Origin of the sequence: Phenylobacterium sp. Root700 (genome assembly GCF_001429025.1) — a bacterium.
Lineage (GTDB): Bacteria > Pseudomonadota > Alphaproteobacteria > Caulobacterales > Caulobacteraceae > Phenylobacterium.
The window spans coordinates 240,367-259,446 of record NZ_LMHT01000034.1 but is presented as its reverse complement, the minus strand read 5'-3'; the positions used below and the strand labels follow the sequence as shown (position 1 = coordinate 259,446).

General features: G+C 68.4%; 19 protein-coding genes. 10 read left to right on the top strand and 9 right to left on the bottom strand.

Annotated elements, in window-relative coordinates:
• The first annotated feature begins 195 nt into the window (after positions 1–195).
• The 3 genes from ASE02_RS18980 (at position 196) to ASE02_RS18970 (ending at position 3,469) form a co-directional block, all read left to right on the top strand.
• Positions 196–2,043 carry a monovalent cation:proton antiporter-2 (CPA2) family protein gene (locus tag ASE02_RS18980; protein ID WP_056736317.1) on the top strand — a complete coding sequence of 616 codons (1,848 nt, stop codon included), beginning with the start codon at positions 196–198 and terminating at the stop codon, positions 2,041–2,043.
• A 63-nt stretch (positions 2,044–2,106) separates the two neighbouring features.
• Positions 2,107–2,826, top strand: coding sequence for a CoA transferase subunit A (locus ASE02_RS18975; RefSeq protein ID WP_056736316.1), 720 nt, complete (start codon positions 2,107–2,109; stop codon positions 2,824–2,826).
• A 1-nt stretch (position 2,827) separates the two neighbouring features.
• Entirely contained in the window at positions 2,828–3,469 is a 642-nt protein-coding gene (locus ASE02_RS18970; RefSeq protein WP_056736315.1) for a 3-oxoacid CoA-transferase subunit B, read from the top strand.
• On the opposite strand, the gene ASE02_RS18965 is transcribed toward ASE02_RS18970, so the two are convergent.
• From ASE02_RS18965 to ASE02_RS18945, 5 genes are read right to left on the bottom strand one after another with little or no spacing between them, the layout of a single operon-like run.
• Positions 3,466–4,617 carry a GTP cyclohydrolase II gene (locus tag ASE02_RS18965; RefSeq protein ID WP_056736314.1) on the bottom strand — a complete coding sequence of 384 codons (1,152 nt, stop codon included), beginning with the start codon at positions 4,615–4,617 and terminating at the stop codon, positions 3,466–3,468. The genes ASE02_RS18970 and ASE02_RS18965 overlap by 4 nt on opposite strands.
• Positions 4,614–5,222: a CDP-alcohol phosphatidyltransferase family protein gene (locus tag ASE02_RS18960; protein ID WP_056736313.1), complete on the bottom strand. Its 609-nt coding sequence runs from the start codon at positions 5,220–5,222 to the stop codon at positions 4,614–4,616. Before ASE02_RS18960 ends, ASE02_RS18965 begins: the two co-directional genes overlap by 4 nt.
• Positions 5,219–5,479, bottom strand: a complete 261-nt coding sequence (locus tag ASE02_RS18955) for a Rieske (2Fe-2S) protein (protein ID WP_082602207.1) — start codon at positions 5,477–5,479, stop codon at positions 5,219–5,221. The genes ASE02_RS18960 and ASE02_RS18955 overlap by 4 nt, the downstream gene beginning before the upstream one ends.
• A gap of 2 nt (positions 5,480–5,481) precedes the next feature.
• Complete coding sequence (locus ASE02_RS18950; RefSeq protein WP_200957723.1) at positions 5,482–6,702, bottom strand: iron-containing redox enzyme family protein; 1,221 nt, start codon at positions 6,700–6,702, stop codon at positions 5,482–5,484.
• A complete protein-coding gene (locus ASE02_RS18945) occupies positions 6,699–7,367 on the bottom strand; it encodes a dihydrofolate reductase family protein (protein WP_056736310.1) in 669 nt (222 codons plus the stop codon). The genes ASE02_RS18950 and ASE02_RS18945 overlap by 4 nt, the downstream gene beginning before the upstream one ends.
• Positions 7,368–7,541: 174 nt before the next feature.
• Between ASE02_RS18945 and msrA the strand changes: the two genes are divergently transcribed.
• A complete protein-coding gene (msrA, locus tag ASE02_RS18940) occupies positions 7,542–8,147 on the top strand; it encodes a peptide-methionine (S)-S-oxide reductase MsrA (protein ID WP_200957722.1) in 606 nt (201 codons plus the stop codon).
• On the opposite strand, the gene ASE02_RS18935 is transcribed toward msrA, so the two are convergent.
• On the bottom strand, positions 8,113–9,621 hold the full coding sequence (locus tag ASE02_RS18935; RefSeq protein ID WP_235536754.1) for a glycosyltransferase family 39 protein: 1,509 nt from the start codon (positions 9,619–9,621) through the stop codon (positions 8,113–8,115). The genes msrA and ASE02_RS18935 overlap by 35 nt on opposite strands.
• 262 nt (positions 9,622–9,883) lie before the next feature.
• Between ASE02_RS18935 and ASE02_RS18930 the strand changes: the two genes are divergently transcribed.
• The 5 genes from ASE02_RS18930 (at position 9,884) to ASE02_RS18910 (ending at position 15,499) form a co-directional block, all read left to right on the top strand.
• Positions 9,884–12,403 (top strand): TonB-dependent receptor, encoded by a 2,520-nt coding sequence (locus ASE02_RS18930; protein ID WP_056736300.1) that lies wholly within the window; start codon positions 9,884–9,886, stop codon positions 12,401–12,403.
• A 119-nt stretch (positions 12,404–12,522) separates the two neighbouring features.
• Positions 12,523–13,533: an agmatine deiminase family protein gene (locus tag ASE02_RS18925; RefSeq protein WP_056736299.1), complete on the top strand. Its 1,011-nt coding sequence runs from the start codon at positions 12,523–12,525 to the stop codon at positions 13,531–13,533.
• On the top strand, positions 13,533–14,408 hold the full coding sequence (aguB, locus tag ASE02_RS18920) for an N-carbamoylputrescine amidase (protein ID WP_056736297.1): 876 nt from the start codon (positions 13,533–13,535) through the stop codon (positions 14,406–14,408). The genes ASE02_RS18925 and aguB overlap by 1 nt, the downstream gene beginning before the upstream one ends.
• A 33-nt stretch (positions 14,409–14,441) precedes the next feature.
• Positions 14,442–14,972: a GNAT family N-acetyltransferase gene (locus tag ASE02_RS18915; protein ID WP_056736295.1), complete on the top strand. Its 531-nt coding sequence runs from the start codon at positions 14,442–14,444 to the stop codon at positions 14,970–14,972.
• Positions 14,969–15,499: a GNAT family N-acetyltransferase gene (locus tag ASE02_RS18910; protein WP_056736293.1), complete on the top strand. Its 531-nt coding sequence runs from the start codon at positions 14,969–14,971 to the stop codon at positions 15,497–15,499. The genes ASE02_RS18915 and ASE02_RS18910 overlap by 4 nt, the downstream gene beginning before the upstream one ends.
• On the opposite strand, the gene ASE02_RS18905 is transcribed toward ASE02_RS18910, so the two are convergent.
• Both ASE02_RS18905 and ASE02_RS18900 read right to left on the bottom strand, forming a co-directional pair.
• Positions 15,496–16,281: a phosphatase PAP2 family protein gene (locus tag ASE02_RS18905; protein WP_056736291.1), complete on the bottom strand. Its 786-nt coding sequence runs from the start codon at positions 16,279–16,281 to the stop codon at positions 15,496–15,498. The two genes, ASE02_RS18910 and ASE02_RS18905, sit on opposite strands and share 4 nt — an antisense overlap.
• Positions 16,282–16,387: 106 nt before the next feature.
• Entirely contained in the window at positions 16,388–17,269 is an 882-nt protein-coding gene (locus ASE02_RS18900) for a MaoC/PaaZ C-terminal domain-containing protein (RefSeq protein ID WP_056736289.1), read from the bottom strand.
• A 209-nt stretch (positions 17,270–17,478) separates the two neighbouring features.
• Between ASE02_RS18900 and ASE02_RS18895 the strand changes: the two genes are divergently transcribed.
• The gene (locus ASE02_RS18895) at positions 17,479–18,276 is read left to right on the top strand and encodes a SapC family protein (RefSeq protein ID WP_056736287.1); all 798 of its coding nucleotides are present in this window, start codon (positions 17,479–17,481) and stop codon (positions 18,274–18,276) included.
• A 66-nt stretch (positions 18,277–18,342) separates the two neighbouring features.
• Here ASE02_RS18895 and ASE02_RS18890 read toward each other — a convergent pair whose 3' ends face one another.
• Complete coding sequence (locus tag ASE02_RS18890) at positions 18,343–18,735, bottom strand: hypothetical protein (RefSeq protein WP_056736285.1); 393 nt, start codon at positions 18,733–18,735, stop codon at positions 18,343–18,345.
• Between the last annotated feature and the right edge of the window lie 345 nt (positions 18,736–19,080).

Sequence of the window (19,080 nt, the reverse complement as noted above, 5' to 3'; positions counted from 1 at the left end):
GGGGGGGGGGGGGGGGGCTTTGACTCCTGCGGCGGAGCCCCCTCCGTCGCGCTGCGCGCGCCACCTCCCCCAGCGGGGGAGGATCTGGGCGGCGTCTGGCCGGCCGCGGTTGCGCGGCTGGGGGTTTTGACACCACATAGGCCCTAAGACCCCGGGCCTGCTGCGGCGGTCCCTTCAATACGGATAGGAGCAGCAATGGCGGCTGAGGCTGCGGGCATGAATCTGGGGCACGCCGTCGCCCTGCTGGCCGCCGCGGTGATCGCCGTGCCGGTGTTCCGCAAGCTTGGCCTGGGCTCGGTCCTCGGCTACCTGGCCGCCGGCCTGGTGATCGGCCCGTTCGGCCTGAAGCTGTTCGCCGACCCCGAGGCGATCCTCCACGTCGCCGAGCTTGGCGTGGTGATGTTCCTGTTCCTGATCGGGCTGGAGATGCGTCCGGCCAAGCTGTGGTCGCTGCGTCGCGAGATCTTCGGCCTGGGCGCCGCCCAGGTGCTGCTCTGCTGCGCCCTGTTGTCGGGCGTCGCCCTGCTGGCGGGGCTGCCGGCCCCCGCCGCGATCATCGGCGCCAGCGGCTTCGTGCTCTCCTCCACCGCCGTGATCATGAAGATGCTCGACGAGCGCGGCGAGACCTCGAGCGAGTCCGGCCAGCGCGCGGTCTCGATCCTGCTGCTGGAAGACCTGGCGGTGGTGCCGCTGCTGGCCCTGGTCGCGGTGCTGGCCTCGATGAGCGGCCCGGCTGTCGACACCGGACGCCCGGCCTGGGCCGCCGTGCTGATCGGCCTAGCCTGCATCGCCGCGGTGATCGCCGCCGGCCGCTGGCTGCTCAATCCCTTCTTCCAGATCCTGGCCCGCACCGGCGCGCGCGAGATCATGACCGCCGCGGCCCTGCTGGTCGTGCTGGGCACGGCGCTGTTCATGCAATGGGGCGGGCTGTCGATGGCCATGGGCGCGTTCCTGGCCGGGGTGCTGCTGTCTGAATCCACCTTCCGCCATCAGCTGGAGGCCGACGTCGAACCCTTCCGGGGCATCCTGCTCGGCCTGTTCTTCCTCAGCGTCGGAATGTCGCTGGACCTGTCGGTGGTGGTCGCCGAATGGGGCCTGATCCTGGCCGGGGTCGTGGCCTTCATGGTCGTCAAGGCGGCCGGCATCTACGGCGTAGCCCGGCTGTTCCGCGCCGATCACCGCGAGGCGATCCAGCGCGCGGCCCTGTTCGCCCAGGGCGGCGAATTCGCCTTCGTGCTCTATGGCGCGGCGGTCGCGGCCGGGGTGTTCGACGTCCGCACCAGCGCGGCCCTGACCGCCATCGTCATCCTCTCCATGGCGCTGACCCCGCTGGTGGTCATCGTGCTCAACCGCCTGCTGCCGGCCCCGAAGGAATCGATGGACGGCGTCGAGGCCGCCGCCGGGCTGGAAGGCCGCGTGCTGCTGGTCGGGTTCGGGCGCTTCGCCCAGGTGGTCAGCCAGCCGCTGCTGGCGCGCGGCATCGAGGTCTCGCTGATCGAGACCGACGTCGAGATGATCCGCGCCGCCAGCACCTTCGGCTTCAAGGTCTACTACGGCGACGGCACCCGGCTGGACGTGCTGCGCGCCTCGGGCGCGGGCACCGCCGAGGCGATCCTGGTCTGCGTGGAAAAGCCCGAGGTGGCCGACAAGATCGTCGAGCTGGTCAAGGCCGAGTTCCCGCTGGCCAAGCTGCTGGTCCGCGCCTTCGACCGGGGGCACTCGCTGCGGCTGATCAAGGCCGGCGTCGACTTCCAGATCCGCGAAACCTTCGAGTCGGCCCTGACCTTCGGCAAGCGCACCCTGATCGAGCTGGGCGTCGACGAGGTCGAGGCCGCCGACATCGTCCGCGACGTGCGCCGCGCCGACAACGAACGGCTGGAACTGCAGGTCGCCGGCGGAATCCAGGCTGGCCGCTGGCTGATGCGCGGCAACATGGCCACCCCGACGCCCGAGCCGTTCTCGGTCCCGCGCCATGGCGGCAAGGCGCTCAACTCCGAGGCCGCAGATTTGCTGGTCAAGTCGTCGAAACAGCTTGCGGAATGAACGTCATCAGGTGATGAATTTTTCCGCGTCACCCGGTTCGCTAACGCCGCAAAAAGGGCTGTCATGGCTGGAAAAACCCAAAAAGACGCCGCCGAAGCCCTGGCTGGGGTGCTCTTCGACGGCATGACCATCATGGCCGGAGGCTTTGGCCTCTGCGGCATTCCGGAAAACCTGATCGCGGCGATCCGCGAGACCGGGGTGAAGAACCTCACGGTGGTCTCCAACAATTGCGGGATCGACGGCTTTGGCCTCGGCGTCCTGCTGGAGAGCGGCCAGATCAAGAAGATGATCTCGTCCTATGTCGGCGAGAACAAGCTGTTCGAGAAGCTCTACCTCTCGGGCGAGCTGGAGCTGGAATTCAATCCGCAAGGCACCCTGGCCGAGCGCATCCGCGCCGGCGGCGCCGGGATCCCGGCCTTCTTCACCAAGACCGGGGTCGGCACCCTGGTCGCCGAGGGCAAGGAAGTCCGTGAGTTCGACGGCGAGCTCTATGTGATGGAGCGCGGCCTCACCGCGGACCTGGCCATCGTCAAGGCCTACACCGGCGACGCCGAGGGCAACCTCGTCTACCGAAAGACCGCGCGGAACTTCAATCCGATGATGGCCACGGCCGGCAAGGTCACCATCGCCGAGATCGAGCACCTGGTTCCGATCGGCGCGCTCGACAAGGACAACATCCATACGCCCGGCATCTATGTGGATCGCATCTTCGTCGGGGCGAGCTTCGAGAAGCGCATCGAGCGTGTGACCACCCGCCCGCGTGAAGAAAAGGCGAGCGCCTAAGATGGCCTGGACCCGTGACGAAATGGCCGCCCGCGCGGCGAGCGAACTGCGCGACGGCTTCTATGTGAACCTCGGCATCGGCATCCCGACCCTGGTCGCCAACTACATCCCGGCCGGCATGCACGTGACCCTGCAGTCGGAGAACGGCATGCTGGGCATGGGCCCCTTTCCCTATGAGGGGGAAGAGGACGCCGACCTGATCAACGCCGGCAAGCAGACCATCACCGAGCTCGATAGCTCGTCCTACTTCTCGTCGGCCGACTCGTTCGCGATGATCCGCGGCGGCCACATCGCGCTGTCGATCCTGGGCGGCATGCAGGTCTCCGAAAAGGGCGACCTGGCCAACTGGATGGTGCCGGGCAAGGTGGTCAAGGGCATGGGCGGGGCCATGGACTTGGTCGCGGGCGTCAAGCGCGTGGTCGTGGTCATGGACCATGTCGAGAAGTCCGGTGCGCCCAAGCTGCTCAAGGCCTGCACCCTGCCGCTGACCGGGGCCGGCGTCGTCGATCTGCTGATCACCGACCTGGGCGTCTTTGAAATCAACCGCGGCAAGTCGCCCTTGAAGCTGACGGCCCTGGCCGCCGGCGTCACCCTCGACGAGATCAAGGCCAAGACCGAGGCGGTGTTCGAAGTCGGGCTCTAGTCGCCGCCGGAATAGTATCCGGCCGCCCGCTTGGCGCTGATCTCCACCTCGGCGCGTGAGGGGATCAGCTCGCTCGGGATCGGGATCTGACGGACGATGTCGATCCCGGCCTGCGCGGCGGCGGCGGCCTTCATGTTGCTCATCGAGATCCAGCGATCGATTCGGCGCAGGCCCAGCCAGTGCAGGACGTCGACCGATAGCGCCGGCATGCGCTGGTCGCAGACCCCGGCCACCCGCTCGGTGTGGTCGAAATAGGCCTCGGCGCGGTCGCCGCCCGGCGCCCGGCTGCGAGCGTTATAGACCAGCAGCTTGACGACCTCGCCCAGGGCCCGGCCTTCCTTGCGGTTATAGACCACCACGCCCAGCCCGCCCGACTGGGCCATGGCGATCGCCTCCTCGACCCCAAGGGCGAGGTAGGGGCGGCAGGTGCAGAGGTCCGATCCGAAGACGTCGGAGCCGCCGCATTCGTCATGGATGCGGCAGGCCACCCGGGCGCCGGGATCGCCCAGTCGGCCGGCGTCGCCGAACAGATAGACGCTGGTTCCCCCGATCGGCGGCAGGAACACCTTGCGGTCCGGCCGCTCGCGCAGCGCTGGATACATGCCGTCGCTGTGGCGATGCAGCGCCTCGCGCAGCGCGCTCTCGCTGACGCCGATCCGCGCGGCCACGCCGGGCAGCCACCACACCGGTTCGATGGCGATCTTGGTGACGCAGATGTCGCCGGCCTGCGTCAGCACCTGCCCGTCGGGCCGCAGGCGGCCTTGGCCGATCGCTGCGTTGATCTCGGCCATCCGCAGCCGGCCCTCGCTGACCGCGATGCTGGGCCGAATGTCGAGGCCGCGCCGTCGCTCGGCCGCGAACACCTCCTTCACCCGGTGTCCCCAGGGGTCGAAGGTCACGATCTTGCCGGGGTCGAACCACTGCTCGAAGGGGCCGATGGCGATGCTGGGGTCCGTGCCGGTGAGGTCGGGGCGGTGGTGTTCGCTCAAGGCGCCCGTCGCCACCGCCATCGCCTGGTAGAGGCTGAAGGCGCCTGCATGCACTCCGATGGCGTTGCGCGCGCCGCCGGCGTCGAGACCCGCCACCACCGGCCCGCGCAGGGCCGGCGTGGCCGCGCCCCAGCAGATTTCAGGCGTCAGGGGGATCATCGAATATCCCTTCGGCTGGCGCTCGCCAGGCCATGAGGCGCGTCGAGGTCGCGACCGCCGCGAAAGATGAAGACCAGCTGCTCCAGCCGGCTCAAACCCACCACGGCGGCGGCGAGCGCGATCCAGCCCTCCCAGCCAGTGATCGCCACCAGCGGCCAGAGACAGAACAGCAGCACCGCCCCGGCCTTGGCCGACCAGAAGTGGAACATCATGAATTGGCGCCGCGCCAACCAGGACAGCGCCAGATAGGCGAGCGGCCCCCCGAACAGGATCGTCAGCGCCAACCCATGCCGTTCGCCAAGTTCCGGAAACGCCAGCAGCAGGAAGCCGAGGATGGCGACCGAGAACAGGTTGTCGACCACCGCGTCCAGCTGGGCGCCGAACGCCGAGGCCCGGCCGCTGCGCCGCGCCAGCCAGCCGTCGACAAGATCGGTGGCCGCCGCCAGGACATAGAGCCCGAGCGCCGCGAGCCCGTGGCCCAGGACCAGCAGCAGGAAGATCGGCGCGATCGCCGCGCCGCGGCTCAGGGTGACCAGGTTGGCGAGCTTCACCCCGCCGTCCTCGGCCAGCACGCGCCGCCAGATGGTCTGCGCGCGCGCCGTCATTCCACGGATCCCGCCGGGCCTTCGCGCAGCCGGATGGTGGAGGGGCGGGCGATGAGCTGGCTGATGGCGAACGCCCCGCCGTGCAGCGGGCAGACGATCTGGCCCGAGGCGTTCACGAACCCGAACTTCAGCGGGCCGCCGCGATGCGGGCAGCTGTTGGCCACGAGGTACAGCTCGTCCTCATGACTGAGCAGGAAGTAGTCCTGGCCGCCCCGGCGGATGGCGGGCAGGCCGCTTCCGATCCAGCTTGCGGACATGCTCAGGCCTCCCCGCCCACCAGGCGCCCGAGGGCGTCGGCCGGAAATCCGGCGAAGGTCCGCGCCCGGGTGACCAACCCCAGCCCGCCGACCTGGATACGCGCCGGCCGGTCGCCCAGGCGGGTTGCGGCGCCCGGGGTCAGGGCCTGGCCGGGCGCCGCCCGGTCGGGGGGCGAGGCGAGCGCCTCGCCGGCCTCCAGCGCCGCCTCGAAGGCGCGGCTGACCGCCAGCAGGTGGGCGCCGGCGCGCTCGAACGCCGCACGGGTCAGCTCGCCCCCGGCGACGATCTCGCGCCCGACCTCGGGGCCATAGGCCTGCGCCAGCGGCGCGGCGACCTCCTCGATGATCATCCTGGTGTGGTGCAGGTCGATATGGGCGTGCTCGCCGAAATAGCGGGCGTCGACGTGCGGGTGAAATTCACGCAGATAACGGAAGTGATCCTGCGTCGAGCGCTGATAGGCGGTCTCGGCGAACAGCAGGAAGCCCACCTGCAGGAACAGGTTCCGGGGGTTCTGGAACAGGTGGTGGATGGTGTTGTGCAGTTCCAGCGCCGCGGTGTCGAACCAGGGCCAGCAGGCGTTGTATTCGTCGCTCAGGCCGAAATCGGCCATCACCGCCCGGTAGAGCACGCTGTGCTTCTTGCCATACGCGCCATAGCCGAATTCGTCGATCAGGATGCGGAACAGCGCCGACTGCGGCGGGCCGAACTCCCCCACCACGCCCAGCGCCGAGGCCGAGGCCTCGGCCAGCAGGTCGGCCGCCGATTGCAGCAGGAAATTTCGATAATGGTGCTCGCGGCCGGGCGTGCCGCGCAGCCAGGCGGTGAAGGCGTTTTCCGGCGCGGCGCGGATCTCGCCGGGCAGGGCGGCGGCGTAGGCGGCCAGGTCGCGTCCCGCCACGGCGTCCCTGGCGGCGGCGACCTGCGGCGCGATCAGCTCGTCCTCCAATGCGGTCCGCAAGGCCTCCAGGCGGGCCATCTCGCCAGGGTCGTAGTGACGTTGCAGCCGCTGAAGGAACGAGCCGCCCGGCGCGGTCTGCGGCAACAGCATGTAGCGGGCCTGGTAGGCGCGCATCAGGGTCTGATGCTTGGCGTGACGCAGGCCGTCAGTGGCGCTCGCCAGGTCCTCGGCGTCGATGCGCAGGTCCCAGACCGCCGGCGGGTCCGGGCCCGATCGGTCGGCCAGGCGCCGGCCGATCGCCGCGATGTCCCCGCCGTCGATCATGCGGCCGCCTCGGTCAGGGGGCGATAGACCGAGACCCCGACGCCGCTCTTCACGAACCAGTCGTCCAGCCGCCAGCGCGACAGCGCCAGCGGCGCGCCGTCGTCGGAGCTCAGGAAGGTCGGGGCGCCCGGCGCGCCGCAGATGACCGGGATGTGCTTGATGACGATCTTGCCGACCAGGCCGGCCTCGAACAGGCCGTGCAGCAATCGCGATCCGCCCTCGGCCATCAGGCTGCGCAGGCCTCGGGCGTGCAGCAGCTCGGCCAGGGCCGAAAGGTCGACGCGGCTCTGCCCGCAGCGGACGACCTCCACCCCGGGCTTGGCGGCCAGCGCCCTGACCGCTGCGTCCGAGGCCTGGTTCGACACCGCGACCAGGGTCGGGAGGCCGTCATTGAGCAGCCGCGCGTCCGGCGGCAACAGTCCCCGCGACGCCGGCACCACCCTCAGCGGATTGGGGCCGGCCGCGTAGCGCACGGTCAGTTCGGGATCGTCGTTTCGCACGGTCCCGGCCCCCACCATGATGGCGTCGTGGCGGGCGCGCTCGCCGTGGAACCAGGCGCGTAGGTCCTCGCCGTAGAAGTCGAACAGATCCTTGCTGGACTTGCCCGGCCCCAGCGACAGCTTCCCGTCGATGGTCAGCTCCGACAGGGTGGTGATCTCGAGCATGAAGCCCTCTCGCGGGCGCTTGGGCCGACATGCCGGCTCTCACAAAAGCAACGCTTCGGTGGCGGATTTTGTTGCGCCGGCCGGGACGGCGGGCATCCGCCTTCGCCCCGACCACGTATCTGCTGACATCGGTGGCCGCTTGCGCGGCCGCGCCAAGGTGAGATGCTGCAAACCATGAAACCCACTCGGACCGCATTGGCCCTCACGGCCCTGTTCTGTCTTTCGGGCGCCGCGCCGCTCGGCTCCGCCGCCTGGGCGGCCGGACCCTTGAAGACCGCGGTGTTCGCCGGCGGCTGCTTCTGGTCGGCGGAGAAGGCGCTGGAGCATCTGCCCGGCGTCACCAACGCCGTGGTCGGTTACGCCGGCGGCGCCTTGCAGAACCCGACCTACGAGAACCACGAGGGCCATCTGGAGGCGGTGAAGGTCACCTATGACCCGGCCAAGACCAGCTACGCCAAGCTGGTCGACGGCTTCTTCCACAACATCGACCCGACCGACGCCGGCGGCCAGATCTGCGACCGTGGGCCGTCCTATGCGACCGCGGTCTTCGTCTCCGGCGAGGATGAGACCAAGGCCGCCCAGGCGGTGAAGGCGCAGATCGCCAAGACCCTAGGCAAGCCGGTGGCGACCCGGGTCCTGACCGGCGGCAAGTTCTGGATGGGCGAGGCCTATCACCAGGACTACGCCAAGCGGAATCCCGCCAGCTACAACGCCTATCGCATCGGCTGCGGCCGCGACCGCGCGCTCAAGGCTGTCTGGGGATCGGCGGCTTACCCGTAACCGGATCGCGCGGCTGGGGGGCGAAGCCTTCGGCGATGAACAGCTCGGCCTTGCGCTTGCGCTTCTTGTCCAGCCGCACGCTGATGATCTCGGTGGGCGAGACTGACCTGAAATCGGCGGCCATCTCCGCGCGATAGGCCGGCTCCAGGCTGACGGCCAGGACCCGCTTGCCCAGCGCCGCGGTCAGCGGCTCGGTGGTCTCGGCCTGGTTCTGCGGATGGGCTTCGCGCACCCACATCTTCAGCGGCGGCTCGCGGTCCTTGCCGAAATAGTCGCGCCCATAATAGGCCGCCGCGTTGAACATGAACCGGTCGTCGACAACCACCGCGCTCAGCGATCCGGGCGGTTCGCGCAGGGCGCGGCCGGCGATCTCCTCGGTCAGCTGCTCCCAGCCCTTGCCGCGCTTGAAGGCGTTAGACAGGCCGACGGTGTCGGCGAACGACGGGGTCAGCACGCAGGCCATGAACACCACGGCCACGGCCGCCTGCAGCACCAGCGCTCCGGTCAGCCACCAGCGCGCGCGCCAGCGGATCAGCCAGGCGGCGACCAGGATCGCGCCGGCCACGTAGCCGGCCCCCGACCAGTTGGCGTTGGCGCGGCTGATGAAGGACTGGACGGTGACGATCAGCAGCGGCGGAATGGCGAAGCACAGCAACAGCAGGTCGGCTGGCTGCAGCCTGCGGCGCACCGCCAGCAGCAGCGTCCCGCCGATCAGCACCGCGAACGGGATCGGCCCGAACACCCCGAACTGCGAGGCGATGAAGTCGCCCAGCTCGGCGAAGTTGAACAGCTTGCGTCCGCCCCAGGCGGCGTTGGCCGCGGTGTGCTGCACGGTGGCGAAACCGTGGGCGGCGTTCCAGGCCAGGTTCGGGGCCAGCACCAGCAGGAAGGCGCCGAGCGCCAGGGCGCCGGTCTTCAGGCTCCAGACCGTCCGCGCCTGGCGCGAGATCACCAGGTGCAGGGCCAGGCCGATCAGGGCGTAGACCGCGGCGTACTTGGCCAGGAAAGCCAGGCCCGTGGCCGCGCCGAACCCCGCCGCCAGCCACAGTCGCCTGCGCCCCTCGGCGGCCGGCAGTTCGACATAGGCCAGCAGCGACAGGGCCAGGAACAGCAGCAGCGACGAATCGGTGGCGGCCACCAGCGACGACAGCTGCACCGCCGGCATCAGGATGTAGAGCGCCGCGGCGGCGAACCCGGCGGCGGGTCCATAGAGCCGCCGTCCGATCCCGTAGACGCACAGGGTGGTCGCCGCATGCAGCAGCGGCGAGGCCAATCTCACCCACGGTTCGGCGTCGCCGCCGATCGCCGTGGTGGCCCAGATCTGCCAGGCCACCATCGGCGGTTTGGAGTAATAGCCCCAGTCCAGCGTGCGCGACCAAAGCCAGTACTGGGCCTCGTCCGGATAGAGTTCGAGCGGGGTGGCGAACAGCGCCACCAGGCGCACGAGCGTCAGGGCGGCCGTGATCAGCAACACGGCGCGCCAATGGCTATCGAATCCGTGAGCGGACAATGTGTTGCGGGCCAAAGGAGTCTCCGAAGTCGCGCGGAACCTCGCCCGACGCAGCGTGTCTGTAAAGCGACAGGCGCCAGCTTATTGATCTACTGTCACGTCAAGGGACCATCGCGTCACGAATCCGTCACCCACCGACGAATTTTCCGCGCTATAGGGCGAAGAAGAACGGGGGTGAGGGCTGGGGAGCCTGTCGCCCTCTGTCTCGATGGATGAGGGGATCTCAATGAACAAAATTCTCACCCGCGCCCTGTGCGCGAGCACAGCCTTGGCCAGCAGCCTGCTGATCAGCAGCGTCGCGATGGCGCAGTCGACCGGCACCGCGGTTGTCGAGGAGCTGGTCGTCACCGGCGCGTCCGAGCGCAGCCACAATGGCGCGATCGTCGCTGAAGATGCGCCGAAGTCGCGCTCCGCGGTGACCCAGGAGTTCCTTTCCACCCAGGCGCCGGGCGCCACGGTCCTTGACCAGATCAACCTGCTGCCGGGCGTGAACTTCACCGGCAACGACGCGTTCGGCTCGGCCGGCGGCGACGTCACCCTGCGCGGCTTCGACTCGCAGCGCCTCGCGGTGATCCAGGACGGCATCCCGCTGAACGACAGCGGCAACTATTCGGTCTATCCGAACCAACAACTCGAATCCGACCTGATCGAGCGCGTCGAGGTCAACCTCGGCACCACCGACGTCGACAGCCCGACCGCCGCGGCGGCTGGCGGCACCATCAACTACATCACCCGCAAGCCGCAGGACGAGATGGGCGGTCGCTTCGACCTCGGCTTCGGTAGCGAGAACTTCCAGCGCTACTACGGCACGTTCGAAACCGGCCGGGTCGGCCCCTGGGGCACCAAGGCCTGGATCAGCGGCCTCTACACGCGCAACGACATCTTCGACGCGCCGGGCAAGATCCAGAAGAAGGCGTTCAACGCCCGCATCTGGCAGGACATCGGCGACAACGGTGACTTTGTCAGCCTGACCGCCAACTACAACGAGAACCGCAACAGCTTCATTCGCCGTATCTCCCTGGCCCAGTTCAACCAGAACGGCGTGACCACCGGCAACCTGCCGGACCCGGCGCTGCACTATGATGCGACCTGCGTGCGCCCGACCCCGGTGAGCGGCACGGTCCAGAACGAAGCGAGCTCGCCGACCGGCTTCACCGCCAGCTGCGCGCAGTATGTCGGCAACAACATCAACCCGTCGAACACCGGCAACCTGCGCGGTCAGAGCCTGTTCCACCTGACCGACGACCTGATCTTCACCTTCGACCCGTCGTTCCAGTACACGATCGCCAATGGCGGTGGCCGGACGATCTTCTCGGAGACCGACCCGCAATTCGGCGGCGCCAAGGATCTCAACGGCGATGGCGACAGCCTCGACCGGGTGCTGATGTATTGGGCGAACACCACGAACACCCGCCGCTACGGCGTCAACTCGTCGGTGATTTGGAAGTTCGCCGACAATCAGAGCCTGCGCGCCGCCTACACCTACGACTACGCGCGTCACCGCCAGACCGGCCAAGCCACGCGGTTCGACGCCAACGGCGACCCGCTGGACGTGTTCGGCGGTAAGGACGGCTACGGCCCGGCCATCGACCTGCCGGACGGCAGCATCCTGCGTCGTCGCGACCGTCTGTCCTTCGCGACGCTAAACCAGGTCGCCATCGACTATCGTGGCCGGTTCGCCGACGACAGGCTGCTGATCAACGCCGGCCTGCGCATGCCCTTCTTCAAGCGTGAGCTGAACCAGTTCTGCTACATGCGCGACACCTTCAACGCCTATTGCACGACCCAGAAGGGCTTCGTGGTCACCGGCACCGACGACGGTTCGGGCACGCCGTTCGTGGTCTTCCCGACCAACAACGCCTCGCAGACCGGCGGCGCCTCCACTACGTCGCTGACCCCCGCTCAGCTCGCCCAGTTCCGAGCGATCTACGGCGCGACCGCGACGCCGAGCGCCTTCTTCGGTCAGCCGCGCAAGTTCGAGCGCAAGTACGACAAGGTCCTGCCGAACGTCGGCGTCAGCTACGATTTCGACAACAACATGTCGGTCTACGCCAGCTATGCCGAAACCATCTCGGTGCCGCGTACGGACGACCTCTACGACCGCAACCTGGTCGACCCGGACCCGGAGACCTCCAAGTCGATCGATATCGGCTGGCGCTACAGCACGCCGACCATCATCGCGTCGCTGGCGGCCTTCCATAACAACTTCGAAAACCGCATCGAGCGCCAGTTCGATGAAGCTGCGCAGATCTTCTACTCGGTCAACGTCGGCAAGGTGGTCCTACAGGGCTTCGATGGTCAGATCGGCTGGAAGCCGGAAAGCTATCTGAGCACCTACTTCTCGCTGTCCTACGTGGACTCCGAAATCCAGTCGGACTTCCCGAACGGCTCGGGCAAGACCCTGCCGACCAAGGGCAAGGAACTCTACGAGATCCCGAAACTGCAAGGCGCCGTGCGCGTCGACTGGGATGTCACCGACGCGCTCAAGCTCGGCGTCCAGGGCAAGTTCGTGGGCGAGCGTTGGTCGAACCTGACCAACACCGAAAAGGCTCCCGGCTACGCGCTCTGGGACCTGGACGTGCGCTACAAGTTCGACGTTCTGAAGAGCACCTATGTGCAGCTGAACCTCCGCAACCTGTTCGACGAGCGTTACCTCGGCGACATCTCCACCAACACCGATGGCAACGGCCAGTTCCAGCCGGGTTATCCCCGCGCCGTGGTGCTGACCCTGCACACCGAGTTCTAGGCCTCACGGCCCCGAACGGATGGAGGGCGGCCCAGCGATGGGCCGCCCTTTTTCGTGGTCGCGCTTGACGGGGGGGCCTGGTCCGCCCATCTGCGCGCGTCGACAGTTTAAGGTACGCCATGACCGTTATCGTTCCCGCCGAGTGGGCTCCGCACCGCGCCATGTGGCTCGGCTTCCCCAGCCACGCCGAGGGCGTGTGGGAGGACGAGCTCGCCCAGGCCCAGGTTGAGGTGGCCGCCCTGGCCCGCGCCCTGGCCGGTCCGGGTCGTGAAACCGTGCGCCTGATGACTGGAACCTCGGGCGGCGAGACCATGGCCCGCCGGCTGCTCGGCGACGTCGCGGGGATTGAGATCGTGCCCGGCCGCTTCGGCGACGTCTGGCTGCGCGACACCGGCCCGATCTTCGCGCGAGGCCCCGACGGCTGGAGCGCGCGCGGCTTCCGCTTCAACGGCTGGGGCGGCAAGTACGACATGGAGTTCGACGACGAGGTCGCCGTGCAGATCGCCGAAGCGTCGGGCGTCCTGCTCGCGGCCCACGACTTCATCCTCGAGGGCGGCGCCGTCGACCACGACGGGATCGGCACGATCCTGACCACCGGCCAGTGCGTGCTGAACCCCAATCGCAATCCCGGCTGGACGCAGGCCTTGGCTGAAGCCGCCTTCCAGGACGCGCTGGGCGCCCGCAAGGTCATCTGGCTGGGCGAGGGCCTGGCCAACGACCACACCGACGGCCACGTCGACAACCTGGCCCGCTTCGTCGCCCCCGGCGTCGTGGTCTGCCCCGTCGCCTTCGGGCGCGGCGACGTCAACGGCGCGGCCTATGACGACGCGGCCAAGCGGCTGGCGTCCTCGACCGACGCCGACGGCCGCCCGCTGAAGGTCGTGCGTATCCCGTCGCCCGGCTGGATCGAGGGCCATGACGGCCGCGCCTCGCCGGCCAGCCACATGAACTTCATCATCGCCAACGGCGCGGTGATCATGCCGACCTATGGCGAGGGTCAGGCCGCCGATCTGGCGCTGCAGGGCCTGCAGAGCGTCTTCCCCGACCACGCGGTGATCGGTCTGCCGTCGAGCGCGATCCTGACCGGCGGCGGGTCGTTCCACTGCATCACCCAGCAGGAGCCCGCCTGATGGCCCGCACGATCAACGTCGCCGCGATCCAGACCTCCTACGGCATGGACCTGGCGGCCAATATCGAGAAGACCAAGGCCTTCATCCGGCAGGCCGCCGCCAAGGGCGCCCAGGTGATCCTGCCGTCCGAGCTGTTCCAGGGGCCGTACTTCTGCGTCACCCAGGAAGAGCATTGGTTCGCCCACGCCTATCCTTGGAGCGAGCACCCGTGCGTCACCGCGCTGGCCCCGCTGGCGGCCGAGCTGGGCGTCGTGATCCCGGTCTCGATCTTCGAGCGCGAAGGTCCGCACTACTTCAACAGCCTGGTGATGATCGACGCCGACGGCTCGCTGATGGGCGTTTATCGCAAGAGCCACATCCCCGACGGCCCCGGCTATCAGGAGAAGTACTACTTCCGGCCCGGCGACACCGGCTTCAAGGTCTGGGACACCCGCTTTGGCCGTATCGGCGTCGGCATTTGCTGGGACCAGTGGTACCCGGAATGCGCCCGCGCCATGGCCCTGCTGGGCGCCGAGATCCTGCTCTATCCGACCGCGATCGGCTCAGAGCCGCACGACCCGACCCTGGACACCGCCCTGCCGTGGCGGCGCGCCATGCAGGGGCACGCGGTGTCGAACGTCATCCCGGTGGTCGGCGCCAATCGCATCGGCTTTGAGCCTTGGGAGAACTATCCCACCGGCGGCCAGGCCTTCTACGGTTCCTCCTTCATCGCCGACCATCGCGGCGACCTGGTCTCCGAACTGGGCGCGGAGGAGGGCATCGTCCAGGCCAGCTTCGACCTCGATTTCCTGGCCACGCACCGCGCCGCCTGGGGCTTCTTCCGCGACCGCCGCACCGACCTCTACGGCGCTTTGGCGAACCCGCGTCCGGTCTAGCTCTACCTGGCCTCGATCATGTAACGTCGTTGCATGATCGAGACCGAACGCCTGATCCTTCGCGCCTATCGCGAGGAAGACCGTGAGCCCTTCGCCGCGCTCAACGGTGATCCGCGCGTCGGCCAATGGCTGGGCGGGACCAGCGACCGCGCGGCCAGCGACGCGACGATGGACCGTATCAACCTGCACATTGCCGAGCACGGCTGGGGCCTCTGGGCGCTGGAGCGCAAGGCCGACAGCCGGCTGATCGGGTTCGCGGGGCTGGCCACGGTCAAGGCCGGCGCCCTGCCGGTCGGACCGGCCGTCGAGATGGGCTGGCGGTTGATCCCGGAGGCCTGGGGCGAGGGCTTCGCCACCGAGGGCGCGCTGGCCGCCCTGGCCTGGGGGCGGCGCAATATCGACGCCGAGGAGATCATCGCTTTCACCGCGCAGATCAATGCGAAGTCCCAGGCGGTGATGACCCGCATCGGCATGCTCGCTGATCCGGCACGCGACTTCGATCATCCCAAGCTGGCCGAGGATCATCCCCTGCGCCGCCACGTGGTCTACACGGCTCGCCGATGAGGCTGGAGACCGAGCGCCTGGTCATCCGCCTGTGGCGCGTGGAGGACTTCGAGCCGTTCGCGCAGATGAGCGTCGATCCGCAGGTCATGCAGTGGTTGGGCGGGGTGCTGACCGGCGAGCAGGCGCAGGCCTACAAGGTCCGCGCCGACGACAGCTTCGCGGCGCTGGGCATGTGCCGGATGGTGATCGAGCGCCGCGCCGACGGCGCCTTTCTCGGCAGCTGCGGCCTGATGCCGGGCCATGAGACCGTCCCGTTGCCGCCCTTCACCGACGTCGGGTGGCGGCTGGCGCGTCAGGCCTGGGGCCAGGGCTACGCCAGCGAGGCCGCCGCAGCCGTCATGGCTGACGGCTTTGCGCGCCTGGGCCTGGATGAGATCATCGCGATCACCGCGCAGATCAATGTCCGCTCGCGCGCGGTGATGGAGCGGCTGGGCATGGCCCGCGACGCCGCCAGCGACTTCGACCACCCGGCCTTCGAGCCGCAGGACCCGATGCGCCGGACGGTCGTCTACCGGATGGCGCGTTAGGAACAGCTCGCGGGCGCGGCCTTGGCGCGGGCCATCTCGCCGCGCGCCTTGGCCATGTCGCGTTGGAACTGCGGGTCGCCGTGCAGCTTGGCGACCATGGCGGCGGCCAGGGTGCGGCCGGCCTCGATGTCGCTGATGTAGTGCACCCCGCAGATCGCGCGGCTGTCGCCCACCGACTTGCCGATCGACAGCATGGCGTCGGCCTTGGCCGGGGCCAGTTCGGCCAGGATCAGCGCCCAGGCCCAGCCGGTCATCGAGTGGCCGGACGGATAGGAGGCGTTGGTCTTCATCCAGTCCTCGCGCGGGATGCAGACCGGCTTGTCGTCGCCGATCAGCGGGCGCGGGCGGTTGTAGAGGTTCTTCGGCGGCGTCCCGATGGTGCGCACGTCCAACTCGATCCGGTGCAGCACCCGCAGGGTGCTCGGGGTCTGCCGCTCGTCGATCGAGACGCCGAGCTTGCAGGAATACTGCTTCAGCGCGCCGCCGCCCCACAGGTCGTTGTCGGCGATCGCCTGGCTCCAGCGCGGCGTGCCTTGCAGGGCGCGGGTCTCTTCGTAATGGGCGCGGTCGGCCTGGCCGCGCAGGCTGTCGGGCGCCGGCGGCGGACCCAGCAGCGCCGCGCCGTCCAGGGCGCCGGGCGCCAGATAGCCGGTCAGCTTGGTGGGCGGCGGATTGAGCGGCGCGGGCTTGTCGGTGAGCGCCTGCTGCGGCGTGGTGGCGGCGCAGGCGGCCAGGCCGGCGGCGAACACCGCGCCGGCGATCAAGGTGAAGCTACGGGTCATGGGCTGTTTCTAGCCCAGGATACGGCCGGAAGGGAACGGGCCAACCCATTCGTCATCCCCCGGATCGTCTTGCAGACGACCGGAGGATGACGAGGTGGGGCGGACCCTACCGCAGGACGGTCAGGCCGTTCTTGATCACGGTGACGTTGCGGTCCTTCACGCGGGCCTCGAACGAGATGTTCTTGCCGTCCTTCCACAGGTCCACCGTGATGGTGTCGCCAGGGAAGACTGGGGCGGAGAACCGCGCCTGGTGCGAATAGATCTGGTCCGGATCAAAGTCGGTGATCGCCTGCAGCACCGCGCGGCAGGTGATGCCGTAGGTGCAGAGCCCGTGCAGGATCGGCCGCTGGAAACCGGCCTTGCGGGCGATGTCGGGGTCGGAGTGCAGCGGGTTACGGTCGCCGTTCAGGCGATAGAGCAGGGCCTGGTCCTCGCGGGTGGTGAAGTCCACCGAGAGGTCCGGCGCGCGGGTCGGGACCACGTGCGGTTCGGGCGCGCCTTCCGACGGGCCGCCAAAGCCGCCGTCGCCGCGCGCGAAGGTCGAGCCGGTCAGGGTGACGACCTTCTCGCCCTTCTCGTCGGTCCAGATGGTCTCGTTGATGATGACCGCGCCCTTGCCCTCGCCCTTGTCATAGGCGCCGGCCGTGCGGCCCTGGGCGGTGTAGGTGCCGCCCGCGGTGAGCGGCTTGTGCAACTCCACCTTCTGCTCGCCATGAACGACCATCAGGAAGTTGATCTGGCTGGGACGGTGGCCGGCGGGCATCTCCGGGGCCGGGCCGCTGGCGCCGCGGCCGCTGGGCGCCAGGACGGTGGCGGCGGTCGGGATGACCTTCAGGCCCTTTTCGTAGACGAACGGAAGCTCGGTCTCGTTCATCGGGTCTTGGCCCATGCCGACGCCCAGCGCGTACAGCATGACGTCTTTGTCCCCGTAGGTGAATGTGCGGGGCGCGGTCTTCTGATCAAGAATGTCGGGATAAAAGATAGCCAAAATATATCCTCCGGTATGTCGCCTTCGCGGCTTGCTAGTATGAGACCGATTGAAGCGGTTCGGCCTCCTGGAGGCAAGCGGCGCGCGAGTGTGTTTGCCGGTCCCGGCGTGATCAGGTAGAAGCGCGGACTTCGCCGGGACGGGCCCGAATTCAAAAACCGCCCGCTCGTGCAAACACATCAAGCGCCCAGGATCATCGAAGGTATTTCATGGCGACCGAAACACAGCCCGGTATGGGCCAGATCTCCGGCAACGTGCTGTTCTATTCCAAGCCCGAACCGCTCTCCGCCGACCTGCACAAGGGGCTGGGCGTCAAGCGCATGGACGGTCCCTTCAAGTTCGCGAAGGAAGGCCACGCCATTCCGCTGACGGTCACCGAGTTCGGCGTGACCGCGCTCTCCAGCCCGATCATCTTCGTTGGTGAAGACAAGATCCCGCTGGCGGTGATGGGCCTGAACGCTGGTGAGAACATGTTCCTCGCCAAGGAAGGCCTGTTCGAGGCCGGCGTCTATGTGCCGGCCTACATCCGTCGCTATCCGTTCGTGTTCGCCAACGACGCCGCCGCCGGCCAGATGATTCTCTGCATCGACCGCGCCGCCGAGTTCATCGTCGAGGGCGGCGACATGCCGTTCTTCGAAGCTGACGGCAAGCCGAGCGAGTACACCCAGAACTGCATCAACTTCTGCAACGAGTACGAAGGCGAGCGTCAGCGCACGCAGAGCTTCGTCGACCTGCTGAAGGAACTGGACCTGTTCGAAAGCAAGCGGGCCAACTTCACCCCGGCCAACCCGGACGGCACCGCTGGTGAGCCGCAACTGGTCGCCGAGTACTTCGGCGTCTCGGAAGAGAAGCTCAACGCCCTGCCGATCGAGAAGTACACTGAGCTGCGCGACAACGGCGCCCTGGCTCAGATCTACGCCCACCTGGTCTCGCTGGCCGGTTGGGATCGCCTGATCGCCCTGGCCATGTTCCGCGGCCCGCAGACGCCGCAGGCGGCCAACGGCTAAGCAGACCAGCTCTGCGAAGACAAAACGAAACGGCGGGCTCGTAAGGGCCCGCCGTTTTTTTTGTGCCTAGCGGGCGAAGACGCTCCGGGTCAGGCACGAGAAGACCAGCCGCCCGGCCTCGTCCAGCAGGTCGTGCTGGGCGATGACGATGCCCTTGCCCTCGCCGACCGGGTCCTTGCCCATCACCGTCATGCGGCCGCGCAGCACTTCGCCGGCCGGCGGGTTGCGGGCCCAGCGCAGGGCGTCGACGCCCAGGCGTTTGGTCTGCGGCCATTCCAGCGCGCTGGCCGCGTCGAGCCGGCACCACATGGCGTAGATCATCGCGTCGGGCGCGCCGCGCTCCAGCGGCCAGCCGGGCGCGAAGGCGGCGATGAAGGCCTCCAAGGCGGCGGGATCCACCGGCAGCTCGCCCAGCGAGACAACCTGACCCATTTCGATGTCATCGAACGACGCGGGCACTGAGACGTACTCCCCGGAGAAAACCGTGATTCGCCGATCATCACGTCTAAGCGTGACAAGTCGAGCTTTTGTGCTGTGTCGGCGGCGATCGAACGGTCTATGGAGCCTAGATGGCGAGCGGTTGGATGATCGGGGTGATGGTGGAGCTGGCCGGAGAGCCCAAGCCCCTGCGCCATTTCTTCGCCGTCGGTCACGAGGATCGCGCCAAGGCCGAATGGACCGCCATCGACCGCGCCATGCTGATCGGCGGCGTCGCGGTCAGCCCGGTCGGCGGCCTGGAGCCGGTCCACGCGATCAGCGAGCTCACGCCCCACATCATCAAGTCGCTGGCCCTGAAGCCCGGCG

Coding starts and splice junctions, on each gene's coding strand:
- ASE02_RS18950 (WP_200957723.1), bottom strand. CDS start 6,702: ATGATCGACGGCGGGGACATCGCGGCGATCGGCCGGCGCCTGGCCGAC.
- ASE02_RS18905 (WP_056736291.1), bottom strand. CDS start 16,281: ATGACCCGTAGCTTCACCTTGATCGCCGGCGCGGTGTTCGCCGCCGGC.
- ASE02_RS18955 (WP_082602207.1), bottom strand. CDS start 5,479: ATGTCCGCAAGCTGGATCGGAAGCGGCCTGCCCGCCATCCGCCGGGGC.
- ASE02_RS18915 (WP_056736295.1), top strand. CDS start 14,442: ATGATCGAGACCGAACGCCTGATCCTTCGCGCCTATCGCGAGGAAGAC.
- ASE02_RS18975 (WP_056736316.1), top strand. CDS start 2,107: ATGGCTGGAAAAACCCAAAAAGACGCCGCCGAAGCCCTGGCTGGGGTG.
- ASE02_RS18945 (WP_056736310.1), bottom strand. CDS start 7,367: ATGCTCGAGATCACCACCCTGTCGGAGCTGACCATCGACGGGAAGCTG.
- ASE02_RS18960 (WP_056736313.1), bottom strand. CDS start 5,222: ATGACGGCGCGCGCGCAGACCATCTGGCGGCGCGTGCTGGCCGAGGAC.
- msrA (WP_200957722.1), top strand. CDS start 7,542: ATGAAACCCACTCGGACCGCATTGGCCCTCACGGCCCTGTTCTGTCTT.
- ASE02_RS18965 (WP_056736314.1), bottom strand. CDS start 4,617: ATGATCCCCCTGACGCCTGAAATCTGCTGGGGCGCGGCCACGCCGGCC.
- aguB (WP_056736297.1), top strand. CDS start 13,533: ATGGCCCGCACGATCAACGTCGCCGCGATCCAGACCTCCTACGGCATG.
- ASE02_RS18930 (WP_056736300.1), top strand. CDS start 9,884: ATGAACAAAATTCTCACCCGCGCCCTGTGCGCGAGCACAGCCTTGGCC.
- ASE02_RS18895 (WP_056736287.1), top strand. CDS start 17,479: ATGGCGACCGAAACACAGCCCGGTATGGGCCAGATCTCCGGCAACGTG.
- ASE02_RS18980 (WP_056736317.1), top strand. CDS start 196: ATGGCGGCTGAGGCTGCGGGCATGAATCTGGGGCACGCCGTCGCCCTG.
- ASE02_RS18925 (WP_056736299.1), top strand. CDS start 12,523: ATGACCGTTATCGTTCCCGCCGAGTGGGCTCCGCACCGCGCCATGTGG.
- ASE02_RS18910 (WP_056736293.1), top strand. CDS start 14,969: ATGAGGCTGGAGACCGAGCGCCTGGTCATCCGCCTGTGGCGCGTGGAG.
- ASE02_RS18970 (WP_056736315.1), top strand. CDS start 2,828: ATGGCCTGGACCCGTGACGAAATGGCCGCCCGCGCGGCGAGCGAACTG.